We start from the raw sequence: 14,101 nt of genomic DNA on the forward strand, positions 1-14,101 counted from the left end.
CTGATTCACCTACGACATCAGCTCCACAGCGGGCCGGCGAGGTTCCTGACCCGCGCTCCGAGCCCCCGTCCACCGATCCGTCGGGGCGGGGGCTCCGTAGACTCGCCCGGTGACCGGAGAGCGACGACCGTTGGCGGACCGGCCGCTGACCGAGCCGCACCCGTCCCGGCTGTCGCCCGAGCACCCCGAACGGGCGCGCATCCTGGCCGCGCACGCCGCCGCGCTGGCCGCGGGGGAGGCCGGTTACCTCGATCCGGCGACCGGGCTCTTCGTGCTCAGCGCCGGCTTCCTGGCCCGGCGGGGCACCTGCTGTGGGCGAGGGTGCCGGCACTGTCCGTATGTGGACGATTGAGGGCTTCCGCCCGACCAGGGCAGCCCGTACGGTGTCCGACGGACAACCGGCGGGGACCCGCCGGCGAGGAGGGGTGGCGTGCACGGGCGGATCTGGCTCGCGGGCGCGGTCGTGGCGCTGACCGCCGGCTGCGCGGCGAAGGCCGAGCCGGTGGCGGTGCCCCCGGTGGAACCGGTGACGGTCGAGGTGGCGGCCGCCTCCTCCGGCGGCGCCTGCCGGCTGCTCGACTTCGCGGTCATCGCGAAGCACACCGGCGGCCGGTTCGACGTCGCGGCGGCCAGCGACCGGGGGGACACCCACACCTGCGTGGTCCGGGCCGAGCAGGCCATCCTGCCGGAGCTGACCCTCACGGTCACCGAGACGTCGATCGACAAGTCGACCTTCACCCTCGACGTCCTGCCCGACGGGGCGAAGAAGGTCACCAAACTCGGGCAGATCGCCTACCGCCGTACGCTGCCCAAGACCGCGAAGGCCGGGCCGGCGGCCGAGGTGGGCTGGCTCGCCGCCGACGGGCGGCTGGCCAGCCTGACCTGGACCTGCCCGCGCGCCAGCGACAAGGCGGCCGCCGAGGCGGCGGCCGGCAAGCTCGTCACGCTGGCGAAGACGGTGGACACCCGACGGATGTAGCCCGCCGGCGGACTCAGTGGGCGGCGACGAACACCCGTGAGGCCACCTCGCGGGGCAGCCGGATTCGGTCACCGGAGCGGTCGATCGACACGCCGTCGCGCTCCTGGGCCACCATCACCGTGGCGCCCGGGTCCACGCCCGCGGCGTGCAGCTGCCGGAGCACGTCCGCGTCGGTCTGCACGCTCTCACAGATCCGCCGGACCACGACCGGACCGGAGAGGCCGGGGAAGGCCAGGTTCCGCTCGCCCTCCGCGATGTCGGCGTGGGGCTGCTCGGTGCTGCCCAGCTCCTCCAGGCCCGGGATCGGGTTCCCGTACGGCGAGCGGGTCGGCCGGTTGAGCAGGTCGTAGACCCGCTTCTCGACCGCGTCGCTCATCACGTGCTCCCACCGGCAGGCCTCCTCGTGGGCCTCCTCGTAGGGCATCCCGATCACGTTGACCAGCAGCAGCTCGGCCAGCCGGTGCTTGCGCATCACCGAGACGGCGGAGCTGCGGCCCTGCGCGGTGAGCGCCAGGTGCCGGTCCCCCTCGACGGTGAGCAGGCCGTCGCGCTCCATCCGGGCGACGGTCTGGCTGACGGTGGGGCCGCTCTGCCGCAGCCGCTCCGCGATGCGGGCACGCAGCGGGGGCACCCCCTCCTCCTCCAGCTCGAGGATGGTGCGCAGGTACATCTCGGTCGTGTCGACCAGGTCATGCTTCACGTCAGCGGCCTCCCGGTGGTCGATGCTACCCCGGCACCCCGACTATCGGCCGCCGGCGAACCGCGAGGTCGCTGCCCGGATGGTGTTGACTGGACCGCATGTCCGGAACCGAGGAGCTGCTCGTCGAGGCCGACCGGCTCGCCGCCGAGCTCCACCGCGCCGATCCGCCCACCCTGCTCGACGTCCGCTGGCGGCTCGCCGGCCCGCCCGGCCGGGACGACTACGCCGCCGGCCACCTGCCCGGCGCCGTCTTCGTCGACCTGGACACCGAGCTGTGCGGCCGGCCCGGCGCCGCCGGCCGGCACCCGCTGCCCGACCCCGCCGCGCTCCAGTCCGCGCTGCGGGCCGCCGGCGTCCGCGCCGGCCACCCCGTCGTCGTGTACGACGGCGGTGACGGCATGGCCGCCGCCCGCGCCTGGTGGACGCTGCGCTGGGCCGGGCACCGCCCGGTACGCGTGCTGCACGGCGGCTTCCCGGCCTGGGTGGCCGCCGGCCTGCCCACCTCCACCGAGCCGCCCACCCCGACCCCGGGCGACGTCACCGTCGCACCCGGCGCGCTGCCGGTCCTCGACGCCGGCGAGGCCGCCCGCCTCGCCGCCGCCGACCCCGGGGTGCTGCTCGACGTGCGGGCCGCGCTCCGCTACCGGGGCGAGACCGAGCCGATCGACCCGGTCGCCGGGCACGTGCCCGGCGCGGTGAACCTCCCTGCCCCCGAGTACGTGGGCGACGGCCGCTTCCCCGCCGCCGAGGCGCTGCGCGAACGGTTCGCCGCGGCGGGCGTGACCGACGCGGCACCGGTCGGGGCGTACTGCGGATCCGGGGTGACCGCCGCCCAGGCGGTCCTCGCGCTGCACCTGGCCGGCCGGCCCGACGCCGCGCTCTACGTCGGCTCGTGGAGCAACTGGGTCGCCGACCCGGCCCGGCCGGTCGCCACCGGCGGGACACCCGGACGCTGAGCGGCGCGGTCGCCGGGGCCGCGTGCGACGATGGCCGCATGGCCGACGACACCGTGGTGGTGTGGGACGAGGCTCTCCTCGCCTACGACATGGGTGACCATCCCCTCGACCCGGTCCGGGTCGAGCTGACCATCGCGCTCGCCCGCGAGCTCGGCGTGCTGGACCGGCCCGGCGTCCGCCTGGTCAAGCCGGAGCCGGCCGACGACGCGCTGCTGACCCGGGTGCACGATCCCCGGTACCTGGACGCCGTCCGGGCGGCACCCCGCGATCCGCTCTTCGCCGGCTTCGGACTGGGCACGTCGGACAATCCGGTGTTCGAGGGCATGCACGAGTCCAGCGCGCTGATCGCCGGGGCCAGCGTGGCCGCGGCCGAGGCGGTGTGGCGCGGCGAGGCCCGCCGGGCGGTCAGCGTCGCCGGGGGCCTGCACCACGCGATGCCCGCCCGCGCCGCCGGTTTCTGCGTCTACAACGACCCGGCGGTGGCCATCGCCCGCCTGCTCGACCTCGGCGCGGAGCGGATCGCGTACGTGGACGTGGACGTGCACCACGGCGACGGCGTGCAGGAGATCTTCTACCGCGACCCGCGGGTGCTCACCGTCAGCCTGCACGAGACCCCGCTCGCTCTCTTTCCCGGCACCGGTTTCCCGGACGAGACCGGCGGGCCCGAGGCGGAGGGCAGCGCGGTCAACGTGCCGCTGCCGCCCGGGATCGGCGACGCGGGCTGGCTCCGCGCCTTCCACGCGATCGTGCCGTCGGTGCTGCGGGCGTTCCGGCCGCAGTTGCTGGTCACCCAGTGCGGGGCGGACGGCCACCGGTTGGACCCGCTGGCCGACCTGCACCTGTCCGTGGACGGTCAGCGGGCCACCTACCTGGCCCTGCGGGCGCTCGCCGACGAGCTCTGCGACGGCCGCTGGGTGGCCTTCGGCGGCGGCGGGTACGCGCTGGTCGAGGTGGTGCCCCGGGCCTGGACCCACCTGCTGGCCGTGGCCACCGGCGAGCCGGTCGACCCGGCCACGCTCACCCCGCCGGGCTGGCGGGAGCTGGCCGCCGCCCGGGGGCCGGGCCGGGAGGTGCCGCTGCGGATGACCGACGACGCCGACCCGTCGTACGAGCCGTGGCAGCCGACCGGCGAGCCGAACGCGGTGGACCGCGCCATCGCCGCCACCCGCCGCGCGGTCTTCCCGCTGCTCGGGCTCGACCCGCACGATCCGCGCGACTGAGCCGGCGGTGGGGGAGGACCGAGCGGTGACGACTGTCGAACAACCCGTGGACGTGCTGCTCAGCGACGGTACGACCGTCCAGCTGCGACAGATCCGCCCGGACGACGCCCCGGCGATCGTGGCCATGCACTCGCGCTTCTCCGAGCGCACCCGCTACCTGCGCTACTTCTCGCCGTACCCGCGCATCCCGGAGCGGGACCTGCAACGCTTCGTCGTCGTCGACCACCGCGACCGGGAGGCGTTCGTGGTGCTGGCCGGTGACCGGATCGTCGCCGTCGGCCGGTACGAGCGGCTCGGTCCCGGCTCCCCGGAAGCCGAGGTTGCCTTCGTGGTCGAGGACGCGTACCAGGGCCGGGGCATCGGCTCGGTGCTGCTGGAGCACCTGGCCGACACGGCCCGCCGGTACGGCATCGTGCACTTCGTCGCCGAGGTGTTGCCGGCCAACGGGGCGATGCTGCGGGTCTTCGCCGACTTCGGCTACCAGGTCCAGCGCCAGTACGCCGACGGCGTGGTGCACCTGAGCTTCCCGATCGCCCCCACCGAGGCCACCCTCGAGGTGCAGCGCGGCCGGGAGCACCGCACCGAGGCCCGCTCGATCGCCCGACTGCTCGCCCCGCGCGGCATCGCCGTCTACGGGGCCAGCGCCACCGGGCAGGGGGTCGGCGCGGCGGTGCTCGGGCACCTGCGCGACGGCGGCTTCCTCGGGACGATCGTGCCGGTGCACCCGACCGCCGCCACCGTGGCCGGGCTGCCCGCGTACCCGTCGGCGGCCGACGCCGGGCTCGACGTCGACCTGGCGGTCGTCGCGGTGGCCCCGGAGGCGGCGACCGAGGTGGTCGCCGACGCGGCGAAGGCCGGCGCGCACGGCCTGGTGGTCATCTCGGCCGGGTTCGCCGAGGCCGGCCCGGAGGGGGCGGCGGCCCAGCGGGCCCTGGTCCGCGCCGCCCACCTGGCCGGCATGCGGGTGGTCGGCCCGAACTGCCTCGGCGTGGCCAACACCGATCCGGCGGTACGCCTCAACGCCACCCTCGCCCCGGTGCTGCCCGCCGCCGGCCGGGTCGGCATCTTCAGCCAGTCCGGCGCGTTCGGGGTGGCGCTGCTCGCCGAGGCGTCCCGGCGCGGGCTCGGCCTGTCCAGCTTCGTCTCGGCCGGCAACCGCGCCGACGTCTCCGGCAACGACCTGCTCCAGTACTGGCAGGACGACCCGGGCACCGACGTGATCACGCTCTACCTGGAGACCTTCGGCAACCCGCGCAAGTTCGCCCGGCTGGCCCGCCGCATCGGCCGGGGCAAGCCGGTGGTGGCGCTCGCCTCGCTGGCCCGCCCGCCCGGCGTCGGCGACGCGCCGGCCCTGGACACCGCGGCGGTCAGCGCCCTGTTCGCCCAGTCCGGGGTGATCCGGGTGGACACGGTCGCCGAGCTGCTCGACGTCGGCGTGCTGCTGGCCCACCAGCCGCTGCCGGCCGGCCGCCGGGTCGCCGTGGTGAGCAACTCCTCCGCGCTGACCGGCCTGGCCGCCACCGCCTGCGCCGGCCAGGGCCTCACCGTCGCCGACGGTTACCCCCGCGACGTCGGCCCCCGGGCCGGCGCCGCCGAGTACGCCGCCGCGCTCGCCGCCTCCGCCGCCGACGCCGGCGTGGACGCGGTGGTGGCCGTGTTCGCCCCGCCGCTGCCCGGGCAGCTCGCCGACCCGGAGGCCGACTTCACCGCCGCCCTGCCCGACGCGCTGGCCGCCGGCAAGCCGGTGGTGGCGACCTTCCTGGCCGGCCGGGTGCCCGCCGGGGTGCCGGCGTACCCGAGCGTGGAGGAGGCGGTCCGCGCCCTGGCCCGGGTCACCGACTACGCCGACTGGCTGCGCCGCCCGCCCGGCGTGCCACCCGAGCTGGACCGGGTCGACCCGGCCGCCGGGCAGGCCGCGCTGCGCCCGGAGACGGCCGATCCGGCGGCGCTGCTGGCGGCGTACGGGATCGACGTGGTGGAGTCCGCGCCGGCGCGGACGGCCGACGAGGCGGCGGCGATGGCCGGGCGGCTCGGGTACCCGGTCGCGTTGAAGGCGGCCGCACCGGGCCTGCGGCACCGGCTCGACCTCGGCGCGGTCCGCCTGGACCTGGCCGACCCGGCCGCGCTGCGCCGGGCGTACGCGGAGTTGGCCCCGGTGTTCGGCGCGGACGTGCTGGTGCAACCGATGGTCCCGCCCGGGGTGGCCTGCGTGGTGGAGCTGCTGGAGGATCCGGCGTTCGGGCCAGTGGTCGGGTTCGGCCTCGGCGGCGTCGCCACCGAGCTGCTCGGCGACCGGGCCTGGCGGGCGGTGCCGCTGACCGACCGGGACGCCGCCGAGCTGGTCGACGAGCCGCGGGCCGCGCCGCTGCTGCGCGGCCACCGGGGCGCCGCGCCGGTGGACCGGGCCGCCCTGATCGAGCTGCTGCTGCGGGTCGGCCGGCTCGCCGACGAACAGCCCCGGGTCCGCTCGCTGACCCTCAACCCGGTGCTGGCCCGCCCGGACGGCATCTCGGTGCTGCACGCCGCCGTCCGGGTCGGCACCGCCACCGACCGCCCCGACACCGGCCCCCGCCGGCTCTGACGGTCGGCGTCAGCCGCGGCTGGAGATCTGCTGCACCCCCCAGGCGTTGCCGTCCGGGTCGGTGAAGAAGACGAACCCGACGTTGTCCAGCGGGTGCGGCACCGGGCGCGGATTGCGCCCCACCACCTGGATCTCGCTGACGTCGACACCCCGCTCGACCAGTTCGGCGCGGGCCTTCTCCAGGTCCGGCACCACCAGTTGGAGCCCCTTGAGCGACCCGGGCGGCATGTCCGGGACCGCTCCGGTGCCGATCACGATCGAACAGCCCGAGCCCGGGGGAGTGAGCTGCACGATCCGTACGTCGTCGCCGATCCGGGTGTCGTGGTCGACGGCGAAGCCGAGGCGGTCGGCGTAGAACTCCTTGGCCCGGTCCACGTCGGAGACCGGCACCACCACCACTTTCCAGGGTCCAGTTCATGCCTTCGCACCCTGCCCGACCGCAGCGGAGAGTCAAGGGCGCCACACGGCGAAGGCCCCGGCGAATCGCCGGGGCCTCCGATTCCGACCGCTCAGCAGGCGTACGCCTCCAGGCGGTTCGCCCGCTCCGGGGCGCGCAGCTTGAGCAGCGTCACCTTCTCGATCTGCCGGATCCGCTCTCGGGACAGGCCGAACTCCCGGCCCACCTCGTCGAGGGTACGCTGCCGGCCGTCGTCCAGGCCGAACCGGAGCCGGATCACCGCCTGCTCCCGCTGGGAGAGGGTGGCCAGCACGATCCGCACCTCGTTGCGCAGTTCGCCGTTGGCGGCGGCGTCGCCCGGCTCCTCCCGCGGGTCCACAGAGGCGACGAAGTCGCCGAGGGCGCTCTCCCCGTCGTCGCCGACCGCCTGGTCCAGGCTGACCGGCTCGCGGTCGTACGAGATCAGCTCGATCACCTGGAACTCGGGGACGCCCAGCGCGGCGGCCACCTCGGCGACGGTGGGCTCCCGGCCCAGCGAGACCGACAGTTCCCGGCGGGCCCGGACCATCCGGTTGACCTGCTCGACCATGTGCACCGGGATGCGGATGGTGCGGGCCTGGTCGGCCATGGCGCGGGTGATGGCCTGGCGGATCCACCAGGTGGCGTAGGTGGAGAACTTGTAGCCCTTGGTGTAGTCGAACTTCTCGACGGCGCGGATCAGGCCGAGGTTGCCTTCCTGGATCAGGTCCAGGAACGCCATGCCGCGACCCGTGTACCGCTTGGCGATGCTCACCACCAGCCGCAGGTTCGCCTCCAGCAGGTGGTCCTTAGCGGCGCGGCCCTCGGCCGCGATCAGCGCCAGGTCGGCCCGCAGCTCCGCGGACACCGGGGTGCAGGCGGTGAGCTTCTCCTCGGCGAAGAGGCCGGCCTCGATCCGCTTGCTGAGCTCGACCTCCTGCGCCGCAGTGAGCAGCTTGGTGCGGCCGATCCCGTTCAGGTACGCCCGGACCAGGTCCGTGGAGACGCCGCGCTCGTCGGTGGCGTCCAGGTCGGTCAGTGTGGCGTCCACGTCCGTCGGGGTACGGGTGCCGGGCTCGGCGTCGACGGTGGCAGCCGGGCGGGTCTGGTGCTCGATCATCTGCAGGGCCATCTCTGTCTCTCCCCGTGTCCTTGGTGCCGCGTACCGGCTTCCGCGCCGTGCCGGCGCGGTGGTGCCGGTGAGAAACAGCTTGGCGGTCGGGGCGTGAAACGGGAGTGAGGCGATCGGGGAACCGACAGCAATACCGACGGAACGTCGGGTGCCTGTTGCCCGCTGCGGTTACCGTGCCAGCGGCCGGCCACCTTGGCGCGGCAGCACAGGCGATCGGAGGACACGGTGGTCTTCAAGCGGCTCATGCAGGCGATGGGTGTCGGCGGTCCATCGGTGGAGACGGTGCTGACCAACCCGAACTGCCGGCCCGGCGGGCACCTGGAGGGCCGGATCCAGGTGGTGGGCGGCGACCACCCGGCGGACGTGTCCTATGTGGCCCTCGGCCTGGTCACCCGGGTCGAGGTGGAAGGCGGTGACTCCCAGTACGACGCCAACCAGGAGTTCGGCCGCCGTCAGGTCACCGGGTCGTTCCGGCTCGAGCCGGGCCAGCGGCACGACATCCCGTTCCGCTTCGACGTGCCGTGGGAGACGCCGCTGACCGACCTGTACGGCCAGCACCTGCACGGGATGACGATGGGGCTGCGGACCGAGCTGGAGGTGGCCCGGGCGGTCGACTCCACCGACCTGGACGCGGTGGCGGTGCACCCGCTGCCCACCCAGGAGCGGCTGCTGGAGGCGTTGCTGCGGCTGGGCTTCCGGTTCGCCCGGGCGGACGTCGAGCGGGGGCACATCTACGGCGTACGGCAGAGCCTGCCGTTCTACCAGGAGATCGAGTTCCACCCCGCCCCGCAGTATGCCCGGGCGATCAACCAGCTCGAGGTCACCTTCATCACCGATCCGCAGCAGGTGCAGGTGGTGCTGGAGATGGACAAGCGCGGCGGCCTCTTCACGGAGGGTCGCGACGCCTTCGGCCGCTTCACGGTCGACCACGCCACCGCCGACCGGACCGACTGGACCGCCCAGCTCGACGCCTGGCTGCGCCAGTCCCTCCACCGCCGAGGCCTCTTCTCCTGACCCCAACCCCCACCCCCTCAGCCGGCGGGGGTGGGCGGTCAGAGGTCGAGGAGGAGGGTGCGGGGGCCCACGTTGACGCTCTCGACGAGCATGTGGGTGCGGAAGCGGCCGGTCTCGACCTTGGCGCCGCGGGCGCGGAGTTCGTCGACCACCGCGGTCACCAGGGGTTCGGCCAGCTCGGCGGGGGCGGCGGCGGTCCAGCTGGGGCGTCTGCCCTTTCTCGCGTCGCCGTAGAGGGTGAACTGGCTGACCACCAGGATGGGGGCGCCGGTGTCGGCGGCGCTGCGCTCCTCGTCGAGGATGCGCAGCTCGTGGATCTTCCGCGCCATCGTGGCGGCGACCTGCGGGGTGTCGGGGTGGGTGACGCCGAGCAGGACCAGCAGGCCGTCGGAGATCGCCCCGACCACCTCGCCGTCGACGGTCACGCTGGCCCGGCTCACCGTCTGCACCACGGCACGCATCAGTCGGTCACCGGCTCGATGACGCCCCGCTCGACCAGGTGCGCCACGATCGGGCCGGCCGCCTCGGCCAGCTCGTCGGGGGCCACGTCGTGCGCGGCGGCCAGCAGGGCGAGCTGGTCGCGCAGGGACAGCCGGCCGTCCGCGCCGCCCACCAGGGCGAGCACCAGCGGGTCGATCTCCTCCGACCAGCGCAGCCCGTGCGGCATGGCGAGCACCTGCCGGTCCACCGCCCAGCCCTCGTCACCCATGGTGGCCTCCTGCCGGAGCTGAAGGCCCTCGGCGGCCCGGTAACGCTCGGCGAGCAGGGCGTCGGTGTCGCGTACCCGGAGCCAGTCCTGGCGGTCGAACCAGGCGGCGATCCGGTCGCCCAGCGGCGGCTCCACCCGCTGCCGCAGATCCTCCACCCGGACGACCGGCTCGTCGTGGCCGGCGCGGCGCAGCGAGACGATGCCGAAGCCGACCGCCTCCACCTTGTGCGCGTCGAACCAGTCCAGCCAGGTCGCCATCCGCTGCGGTTCTGCGGTCTCGCCCGCGTCGGTGAGCCACAGGTCGACGTACGCCATCGGGTCGGCCACCTCGCGCTGGATCACCCAGGCGTCCAGCCCGGTGCCGGCGAACCAGCCGGCCACCCGCTCGTCCCACTCCTCGCCGGTGACGTGCACCCAGTTGGCCAGGTACTGCATGGTGCCGCCCTCGGTGAGCAGCCGCGGCGCGGCGGCGGCCAGCTCGGCGCCGATCGCGTCGCCCACCCGGCCCGAATCCCGGTAGACGTGGGTGGTGGTGCCCGGCCCGACCACGAACGGCGGGTTGCTCACCACCAGGTCGAAGCGGCGCCCGGCGACCGGGGCGACCAGGTCGCCGCGGAGCAGCTCCCAGTCCTGGCCGTTGAGCGCGGCGTTGGTGGCGGCGAAGCGCAGCGCCCGCTCGGAGACGTCGGTCGCGGTCACCCGCCGGGCGTGGGTGGCCAGGTGCAGGGCCTGTACGCCCGAGCCGGTGCCCAGGTCCAGCGCGCTCTCCACGGGACGGCGGACGGTCGCGCCGAGCAGCGTCTGGGTGGCCCCGCCGATGCCCAGCACGTGTTCGGCGTGCAGCGGCCTGCCGGGCCGGGCGCTGGCCGGCAGGTCGGCGAGCACCCACCAGTCGTCCCCGTACGGCTCCAGGTCGACGCCGGCGCGCAGCCCGTCGCCGGACCGCTCGACCAGCCCGCCGGCGAGCGCCTCCTCGACGGAGAGCGGGGCGAGCGCGGCCGCCACCGCCGCCTCCGCCTCGGTCTGATCGCAGATGAACACCCGGATCAGGGTGGCGAGCGGGTCGCGCTCCTCGGTGGCGCGCAGCGCCGCCCGGAAGTCGTTGCGGGCCACCGCGCCGGTGGCCAGCGGGCCGAGCCGGGCGGCGATGCCGTTCGAGGTGAAGTCCGCCCCGGTCAGCGCGGTCCGCAGCGCCTCGACGCCGGCGGGGGAGAGCAGCATGTCAGCATCCACGTCGCCATCCTGCCTCGCGGCCGGCACGCATCGGCCGGCACCCGGGACATCGGGGCCGGGTCGGCCGACGTCTCGGGCGCCGGCCGGGTCGGACGGCCCGGTACCGGCGCGGACCGCGCCGGCGAGCCCACTCCGACCGTGCCGCCGCGCCGACTCGGGGAGTCGGCGCCGCCCGGGCCGGGTGGACGGGCAGGATGGGGGGCATGACGCTCTCCCTGCCCATCGACCCGGAGGCCAACCGGCTGCTGGAGCGCAGCCCACTGGCGCTGCTCCTCGGCATGGTGCTGGACCAGCAGGTGCCGATGGAGAAGGCGTTCTCCTCGCCGTACGTGCTGATCCAGCGGCTCGGTCACGAGCCGGACGCCCGCGAACTGGCCGGGTACGCCCCGGAGGCACTGGTCGCGCTCTTCGCCCAGCCGCCGGCCCTGCACCGCTTCCCCAAGGCGATGGCGGCCCGGGTGCAGGAGGTGTGCCGGGTGCTCGTCGACCGGTACGACGGCGACCCGGCCGGGCTCTGGGCGGACGTCGCCGACGGCCGGGAGTTGTTGCGCCGGGTCGGCGAGCTGCCCGGCTTCGGCAAGCAGAAGGCGCAGATCTTCGTGGCCCTGCTCGGCAAGCGGTACGACGTGCGGCCGGACGGTTGGCGGGAGGCCGCCGGCGGATACGGCGACGCGGACGCGTACCGGTCGGTGGCCGACGTGACCGACCCGGAGTCGCTGCGCCGGGTCCGCGAGTTCAAGCAGGCGGCCAAGGCGGAGGCGAAGGCCGCGAAGAGCTGACGCAACCGGCCGGTACCCCGGGTCGTTGAATTCCGCGACGGCGGCGACGGGGCGGGTGCGGGTGGACGAGCGGGGCGCGGCGCTGCTGCGCGGCGGCATCACCTCGCCCCGGGCCACGTTCCTGGAGCTCTTCTTCGACCTGGCCTTCGTCTTCGCGCTGACCCGGGTCTCCCAGCGGATGATCGACAACGTGTCCGTCCGCCGGGAGGACGTGCTGCGCGATTCGGCGGAGACCGCGGTGCTGTTTCTCGCGCTGTGGATGGTCTGGTCGCTGACCGCCTGGGTGACCAGCCGGTACGAACCGGAACGGACGGCGATCCAGGTGGTGGTGGCCGCCTCCATGTTCGCCAGCATGGTGATGGCGGTCGCGATGCCCCGGGCGTTCGCCGAACGGGCGGTCGCGTTCGCGGCGGGCTACGTGGCCGTCCAGGTCGGTCGCCCGCTCTTCCTCACCCTGGCCCTGCGCGGTCACCCGCGCCGGTCGGTCACCGTCCGCGTCCTGATCTGGTCCGCCATCGGCGCGGTGCCCTGGCTGCTCGGCGCGCTCGTGCCGGCGGCGCAGCGGGTGCTCTGGGTGATCGCCCTCGCCTGGGACTACGCCGGCCTGGCGCTGGGCTGGCCGCTGCCGGGCCGGGGGTCGGCACGGGCCGCCGGTTGGGCCGTGACCGGGGAGCATCTCGCCGAGCGCTACCAGCAGTTTTTCCTGATCGCGCTCGGCGAGACGATCCTGGTGATCGGGGTGACCTTCAGCGGCGGCCCCTTCTCGTCCGACCAGGCGCTGGCCTTCACCGTCTCGTTCATCATCACCGCGCTGCTCTGGCGGATCTACTTCCACCGGGCCGGGCACGTGCTGGCCGAGGCCATCCGCGCGGCGCGCTCACCGGGCGTGCTGGGCGAGTCGGCGAGCTGGACCCACCTGGCCATCGTGGCCGGGGTGCTGCTCACCGGCGTCGGCTACCAACTGGTGATCGCCCATCCGTACGGGCAGAGCCCGCTGGGCTGGATGGTGTTCGTGATGGGCGGGCCGGCGGTCTTCCTGGCCGCCCGGGCCCGCTTCGAGTACGAGATCTTCGGGCGGGTGTCCCGCAGCCGGCTCGCCGGGGTGGCGCTGCTGCTGGCGTCGGCCCCGGTGGCAATGCTGCTGCCGCCCGTGGGCGGGCTCACGCTGAGCGGGCTGGTGCTGGCCGGGATCGCGGTCGGCGACGCCGCCCGGGCGCGCGGACGGCCGTTGGAGCAGCCCGCGTCGCCGTTGTAGGGGGCAGGGTCGCCGCCGTCATTCCGGCTTGGCCGGGGCGGACGCCGGGGTCAGGCCGCGGTGGGGCGGGAGAGGGCGGCCAGCGCGCGGCGCACGTCGGCGAGGGAGACCGTCGCCGAGTCGTCCAGGTCGGCCAGGCCGGCCTCGATCCACTGTCGCATCAGGGTGGTCACCCCGATGCCGCGGGCGTCGGCGGCGGCCCGGACCCGCTCGTACGTCTCCAGCGGAAGGCGTACCGAGCGGCTGACCATCGGCACGTCGGTGTCGGGGGTGGGCAGCTCCGCCGGCTGGCTTTCGTCGATCAGCTCGGCCAGCGCGTCGTGGCCGCCGTGGAAACGCTTGGTCGCCTCGTTCCGGTCCATCGTGACCGCCTCCTCATCGGCGAGATCTCCGTACCGCCTCGTCGTAGCGCTTCGCCTCGACGTCGCTCAGCTCGCGCGCGGACAGGACGTCCCAGTCGTGGTCGGCGCCGTCGGCCTCGGCGAGCAGCACGGCGAGCCGTCGGCCCCGGTGGGACACCGCGTAGACGACCATCACGTCGTCGCCGAGGTGCCGGATGACCCGGCGCGTGCTGTGCAGGGCCTCCCAGACTTCCCCGGGCGTGACGTCGTAGACCCGCAGGTTGTCCAACGCCTCGTCAGTGAAGCTGAACCGGCTGCCCACGGCCGGAGCGTACCACGCGCGTAACACGCGCCGGGATGAGTCGATTTTCGCTGATCACGCGGCTCTGGTGACAGGATTGGGGCGTACCCCTCGAGGAGGTCCGTGGTGAAGCGTCAGGCGTACCAGCCGATCCTGATCACCGACGCCTCGCGCAGCCAGGACGACCAGCTCACCAGCCGGCAGAAGCGGTACGTGCTGATGATGGGCATCCGGGTGGCGTGCCTGGTGGTCGGAGCCGTCCTGGTCGTGGCGAAGGCACCCCTGCTCTGGCTGTGGCTGCCGCTGCTCGGTCTCGGGATGGTGCTCATCCCCTGGTTGGCGGTGCTGCTGGCCAACGACCGCCCGCCCAAGGAGGAGCATCGCCTGGCGAACAAGTTCCACCCCCGCCACCGCGACGACACCCCCCCAATGAGCCTCACGGCCAACGACCGCCCCCACAAGATCATCGACGTCGAACCCTGATCC

15 protein-coding genes and 1 pseudogene are annotated in these 14,101 nt (G+C 74.7%); 9 read left to right on the top strand and 7 right to left on the bottom strand.

The genetic code is table 11. The features are described 5' to 3' along the window. Positions 1–109 precede the first annotated feature (109 nt). Both I8N68_RS07675 and I8N68_RS07680 read left to right on the top strand, forming a co-directional pair. Positions 110–352: a DUF5522 domain-containing protein gene (locus tag I8N68_RS07675; protein WP_200209152.1), complete on the top strand. Its 243-nt coding sequence runs from the start codon at positions 110–112 to the stop codon at positions 350–352. A gap of 78 nt (positions 353–430) precedes the next feature. After that, positions 431–979 carry a hypothetical protein gene (locus I8N68_RS07680; RefSeq protein WP_200209153.1) on the top strand — a complete coding sequence of 183 codons (549 nt, stop codon included), beginning with the start codon at positions 431–433 and terminating at the stop codon, positions 977–979. 13 nt (positions 980–992) lie between these two features. Here I8N68_RS07680 and I8N68_RS07685 read toward each other — a convergent pair whose 3' ends face one another. Beyond that, complete coding sequence (locus I8N68_RS07685; RefSeq protein ID WP_200209154.1) at positions 993–1,679, bottom strand: iron-dependent transcriptional repressor DtxR; 687 nt, start codon at positions 1,677–1,679, stop codon at positions 993–995. Between the two features lie 98 nt (positions 1,680–1,777). On the opposite strand from I8N68_RS07685, the gene I8N68_RS07690 reads away from it, so the two are divergent. Genes I8N68_RS07690 through I8N68_RS07700 form a run of 3 tightly spaced genes read left to right on the top strand, consistent with a single transcriptional unit; the run spans position 1,778 to position 6,436 of the window. Further along, the gene (locus I8N68_RS07690; protein WP_200209155.1) at positions 1,778–2,635 is read left to right on the top strand and encodes a sulfurtransferase; all 858 of its coding nucleotides are present in this window, start codon (positions 1,778–1,780) and stop codon (positions 2,633–2,635) included. A gap of 38 nt (positions 2,636–2,673) precedes the next feature. Further along, positions 2,674–3,855, top strand: a complete 1,182-nt coding sequence (locus I8N68_RS07695; RefSeq protein ID WP_200209156.1) for an acetoin utilization protein AcuC — start codon at positions 2,674–2,676, stop codon at positions 3,853–3,855. A gap of 25 nt (positions 3,856–3,880) precedes the next feature. Next, positions 3,881–6,436 carry a bifunctional acetate--CoA ligase family protein/GNAT family N-acetyltransferase gene (locus tag I8N68_RS07700; protein WP_200209157.1) on the top strand — a complete coding sequence of 852 codons (2,556 nt, stop codon included), beginning with the start codon at positions 3,881–3,883 and terminating at the stop codon, positions 6,434–6,436. A 9-nt stretch (positions 6,437–6,445) separates the two neighbouring features. Here the strand turns inward: I8N68_RS07700 and I8N68_RS07705 are convergent. Further along, positions 6,446–6,854, bottom strand: a pseudogene (locus I8N68_RS07705) (VOC family protein). A gap of 91 nt (positions 6,855–6,945) precedes the next feature. Next, entirely contained in the window at positions 6,946–7,983 is a 1,038-nt protein-coding gene (sigB, locus tag I8N68_RS07710) for an RNA polymerase sigma factor SigB (protein ID WP_234038941.1), read from the bottom strand. A 225-nt stretch (positions 7,984–8,208) separates the two neighbouring features. On the opposite strand from sigB, the gene I8N68_RS07715 reads away from it, so the two are divergent. Then, complete coding sequence (locus I8N68_RS07715; RefSeq protein ID WP_200209159.1) at positions 8,209–8,997, top strand: sporulation protein; 789 nt, start codon at positions 8,209–8,211, stop codon at positions 8,995–8,997. Positions 8,998–9,035: 38 nt separating this feature from the next. On the opposite strand, the gene dtd is transcribed toward I8N68_RS07715, so the two are convergent. Further along, a complete protein-coding gene (gene dtd, locus I8N68_RS07720; RefSeq protein ID WP_200209160.1) occupies positions 9,036–9,458 on the bottom strand; it encodes a D-aminoacyl-tRNA deacylase in 423 nt (140 codons plus the stop codon). Then, positions 9,458–10,927 (bottom strand): DUF7782 domain-containing protein, encoded by a 1,470-nt coding sequence (locus tag I8N68_RS07725; RefSeq protein ID WP_234039024.1) that lies wholly within the window; start codon positions 10,925–10,927, stop codon positions 9,458–9,460. The genes dtd and I8N68_RS07725 overlap by 1 nt, the downstream gene beginning before the upstream one ends. 206 nt (positions 10,928–11,133) lie before the next feature. On the opposite strand from I8N68_RS07725, the gene I8N68_RS07730 reads away from it, so the two are divergent. Both I8N68_RS07730 and I8N68_RS07735 read left to right on the top strand, forming a co-directional pair. After that, positions 11,134–11,718 (top strand): HhH-GPD-type base excision DNA repair protein, encoded by a 585-nt coding sequence (locus I8N68_RS07730; protein ID WP_200209162.1) that lies wholly within the window; start codon positions 11,134–11,136, stop codon positions 11,716–11,718. 25 nt (positions 11,719–11,743) lie between these two features. After that, entirely contained in the window at positions 11,744–12,973 is a 1,230-nt protein-coding gene (locus I8N68_RS07735; protein ID WP_234038942.1) for a low temperature requirement protein A, read from the top strand. A gap of 50 nt (positions 12,974–13,023) precedes the next feature. On the opposite strand, the gene I8N68_RS07740 is transcribed toward I8N68_RS07735, so the two are convergent. Both I8N68_RS07740 and I8N68_RS07745 read right to left on the bottom strand, forming a co-directional pair. Beyond that, entirely contained in the window at positions 13,024–13,335 is a 312-nt protein-coding gene (locus I8N68_RS07740) for a YlcI/YnfO family protein (protein WP_200209163.1), read from the bottom strand. 13 nt (positions 13,336–13,348) lie between these two features. Next, the gene (locus I8N68_RS07745) at positions 13,349–13,636 is read right to left on the bottom strand and encodes a hypothetical protein (RefSeq protein WP_307812677.1); all 288 of its coding nucleotides are present in this window, start codon (positions 13,634–13,636) and stop codon (positions 13,349–13,351) included. A gap of 105 nt (positions 13,637–13,741) precedes the next feature. Between I8N68_RS07745 and I8N68_RS07750 the strand changes: the two genes are divergently transcribed. Continuing rightward, entirely contained in the window at positions 13,742–14,098 is a 357-nt protein-coding gene (locus tag I8N68_RS07750) for a DUF3099 domain-containing protein (protein WP_200209165.1), read from the top strand. Positions 14,099–14,101 lie beyond the last annotated feature (3 nt).

Source organism: Micromonospora coerulea (assembly GCF_016598485.1).
GTDB classification, from domain to species: domain Bacteria; phylum Actinomycetota; class Actinomycetes; order Mycobacteriales; family Micromonosporaceae; genus Micromonospora; species Micromonospora coerulea.

Coding starts and splice junctions, on each gene's coding strand:
- sigB (WP_234038941.1), bottom strand. CDS start 7,983: ATGGCCCTGCAGATGATCGAGCACCAGACCCGCCCGGCTGCCACCGTC.
- I8N68_RS07690 (WP_200209155.1), top strand. CDS start 1,778: ATGTCCGGAACCGAGGAGCTGCTCGTCGAGGCCGACCGGCTCGCCGCC.
- I8N68_RS07695 (WP_200209156.1), top strand. CDS start 2,674: ATGGCCGACGACACCGTGGTGGTGTGGGACGAGGCTCTCCTCGCCTAC.
- I8N68_RS07725 (WP_234039024.1), bottom strand. CDS start 10,927: ATGCTGCTCTCCCCCGCCGGCGTCGAGGCGCTGCGGACCGCGCTGACC.
- I8N68_RS07740 (WP_200209163.1), bottom strand. CDS start 13,335: ATGGACCGGAACGAGGCGACCAAGCGTTTCCACGGCGGCCACGACGCG.
- I8N68_RS07730 (WP_200209162.1), top strand. CDS start 11,134: ATGGGGGGCATGACGCTCTCCCTGCCCATCGACCCGGAGGCCAACCGG.
- dtd (WP_200209160.1), bottom strand. CDS start 9,458: ATGCGTGCCGTGGTGCAGACGGTGAGCCGGGCCAGCGTGACCGTCGAC.